Below are 2,788 nucleotides of genomic sequence, written 5' to 3'. Positions count from 1 at the left end.
ACAGAAGCCGGGGCTTACGGTAACGAAGCCCCGGCTTTTTTTGGCCCTCGAAATGCCTGCCGAGCGGCCTAACCCCTTGTTTCATTGGGTTTCGCAAAAGTTGGCACGCACCCTGCTATATGTTTGGTACAAGAACAATAACAAGCAATGCACAAGACAATAAAAATAAGACGAATCGACTCACGCACAATAAAAACAAGACGGCGAGAGGCGTAGCTAACTGATTCTTTTGGAGAGGCGTTGTATTTGGGGCTTGCCCCACGACCAGGCCGAGAACAACAAAAAACTGTCTTAAGACAGAACCTGTACTGGTTGGATCGAAAGATCACTGCAATTCAGCGACCAAAGCAATCCGTTTGCTCTTGACTCCCGATTGGGAGGGTCATGAAGGAAAGCTTCATGGCGAGGGCACTCAACAAAAACAAGAAGCCCGAAACCAAAAATAAAAATAGAGCATGCAACTACTTCTTGGGGAGCTTCGGCTCCCCTTGTGGTTTCTGCGATTCGCAAATCCCCCGCAAATCGGCTCGTTCCGGCCTTGAAGCCTGCGGCCTACAGCTCATATCTGCTGCGTCCTACACCATCCCCTGACTAAATGCTAGAATCCCCGCCCATCATGCGGTCATTCTTTTGTTATGGCCGAATATTCCTTCAAACAGTGCATCCCATGCTGAAGAAGCTGTTCCAGTCATTCCGTTCTCCCAAGCGTCCTACGCAACACATTCGCAGCACGCCTGAAGTGCTCAACAGCGGCCAACATTCGCTGCAGAAGGCGCAATTCAGCCGTTACGCGGTGAATATCGTTGAACGCCTGCAGAGCGCCGGTTATCAGGCTTACCTGGTTGGCGGCTGCGTGCGCGACATGCTGCTGGGTATCACACCGAAAGATTTCGACGTTGCCACCAGCGCCACACCCGAGCAGGTGCGGGCCGAATTCCGTAACGCGCGAATCATCGGGCGCCGATTCAAACTGGTGCACATCCACTTCGGCCGCGAAATCATCGAAGTCGCGACCTTCCGCGCCAATCACCCGCAGAACGAAGACGAGGAAGACAGCAATCAGTCTTCGCGCAACGAAAGCGGGCGCATCTTGCGCGATAACGTCTATGGCACCCTGGAAGAGGACGCGCAACGTCGCGACTTCACCATCAATGCCCTGTATTACGATCCGGTCAGCGAACGCATCCTCGACTACGCCAACGGCGTACACGACATCCGCAATCACCTGATCCGCCTGATCGGCGATCCGACGCAACGCTATCAGGAAGACCCGGTACGGATGCTGCGGGCCGTGCGTTTCGCCGCCAAGCTGAACTTCGGCATCGAAAAACACAGCGCCCTGCCGATCCGCGGCCTCGCGCCGATGCTGCGCGAGATCCCGTCGGCCCGCCTGTTCGAAGAGGTGCTCAAGCTGTTCCTCTCCGGCCATGCCGCCGATACGTTTGAAATGCTGGTCGACCTGCAGTTGTTCGATCCACTGTTCCCGGCCAGTGCCGAAGCACTGGAATACAACCCGACGTACACCCACACCCTGATCAGCGAAGCCCTGATCAATACCGACCTGCGAATCAAGCAGAACAAACCGGTCACCCCGGCGTTCCTGTTTGCAGCCCTGCTCTGGCCTGCCCTGCCAGCCCGCGTCCTGCGCCTGCAGGAGCGTGGCATGCCGCCGATTCCGGCGATGCAGGAAGCGGCGCACGAGCTGATTGCCGAACAGTGCCAGCGCATCGCGATTCCGAAACGCTTCACCATGCCGATCCGCGAAATCTGGGACATGCAGGAACGCCTGCCGCGCCGCAGCGGCAAGCGTGCCGATCTGCTGCTGGACAACCCGCGTTTTCGCGCCGGCTACGACTTCCTGCTGCTACGTGAAAGCGCCGGCGAGCAGACCGATGGCCTGGGCGAATGGTGGACGGACTACCAGGACGCCAACGAAAGCGAGCGCCGTGACATGATTCGCGACCTCAGCGGCAAGGACGAAGGCACCGGCGCCCCGCGCAAGCGTCGCCGCAGCGGTGGTTCCAAGCGCAAACGCGCTGCCGGCGCTTCGAGCACCACGGGCGAGTAATCCATGGAACGCATCTACATCGGCATGGGCAGCAATCTGGCTGACCCCGCCGAACAATTGCGCAGCGCCATCGAGGCGCTGGCGCATTTGCCGCAAACGGCGCTGGTCGGGGTTTCTGCGTTTTACCAAAGTGACTCGCTGCTGCCCGGCCAACCGCGTTACACCAATGCGGTGGCCGCTCTCGACAGTACGCTGGCGCCGCTGGACCTTCTGGATGCCTTGCAGGCCATCGAAAACGGCCAGGGTCGCGAGCGTCTTGAGCGCTGGGGACCGCGCACGCTGGACCTCGACATCTTGTTGTTCGGTGATCGCCTGATCGACGAACCGCGCCTCAAGGTTCCCCATTACCATATGCAGGAACGGGCCTTCGTGTTGTATCCGCTGGCGGAACTGGCACCTGCGGATCTGCGCTTGGCCGATGGCCAGACCTTGGACGAACTGCTCAAGGCATGCCCGTTCGTCGGCCTGGAACGCCTGCCCCCGAACTGACGAAAATCCCCTGTAGGAGCGAGCCTGCTCGCGATAGCGGTCTGTCAGCGAATGAAATGCTGACTGACACACTGCCATCGCGAGCAGGCTCGCTCCTACAGGGGATTTTCGTCAGTTCGGGGGCAGGCGTTCCAGGCCGACGAACGGGCATGCCTTGAGCAGTTCGTCCAAGGTCTGGCCATCGGCCAAGCGCAGATCCGCAGGTGCCAGTTCCGCCAGCGGATACAACAC

Annotated in this window: 2 protein-coding genes and 1 pseudogene; 2 read left to right on the top strand and 1 reads right to left on the bottom strand. The window is 59.0% G+C overall.

Features of this window, described 5'->3' with window-relative positions; genetic code table 11:
• Positions 1–667: 667 nt before the first annotated feature.
• Positions 668–2,068, top strand: a complete 1,401-nt coding sequence (locus AC1DVH_RS29105; protein ID WP_008050165.1) for a polynucleotide adenylyltransferase PcnB — start codon at positions 668–670, stop codon at positions 2,066–2,068.
• Between the two features lie 3 nt (positions 2,069–2,071).
• Positions 2,072–2,557, top strand: coding sequence for a 2-amino-4-hydroxy-6-hydroxymethyldihydropteridine diphosphokinase (gene folK / locus AC1DVH_RS29100; protein WP_477756692.1), 486 nt, complete (start codon positions 2,072–2,074; stop codon positions 2,555–2,557).
• A gap of 111 nt (positions 2,558–2,668) precedes the next feature.
• Here the strand turns inward: folK and AC1DVH_RS29095 are convergent.
• A pseudogene (locus AC1DVH_RS29095) lies at positions 2,669–2,788 on the bottom strand (2-amino-4-hydroxy-6-hydroxymethyldihydropteridine diphosphokinase); the annotation flags it as partial.

Source organism: Pseudomonas sp. P4_C3 (assembly GCF_056402075.1).
The sequence above is the reverse complement of the archived record's forward strand: the minus strand, read 5'-3'. Positions and strand labels throughout refer to the sequence as shown.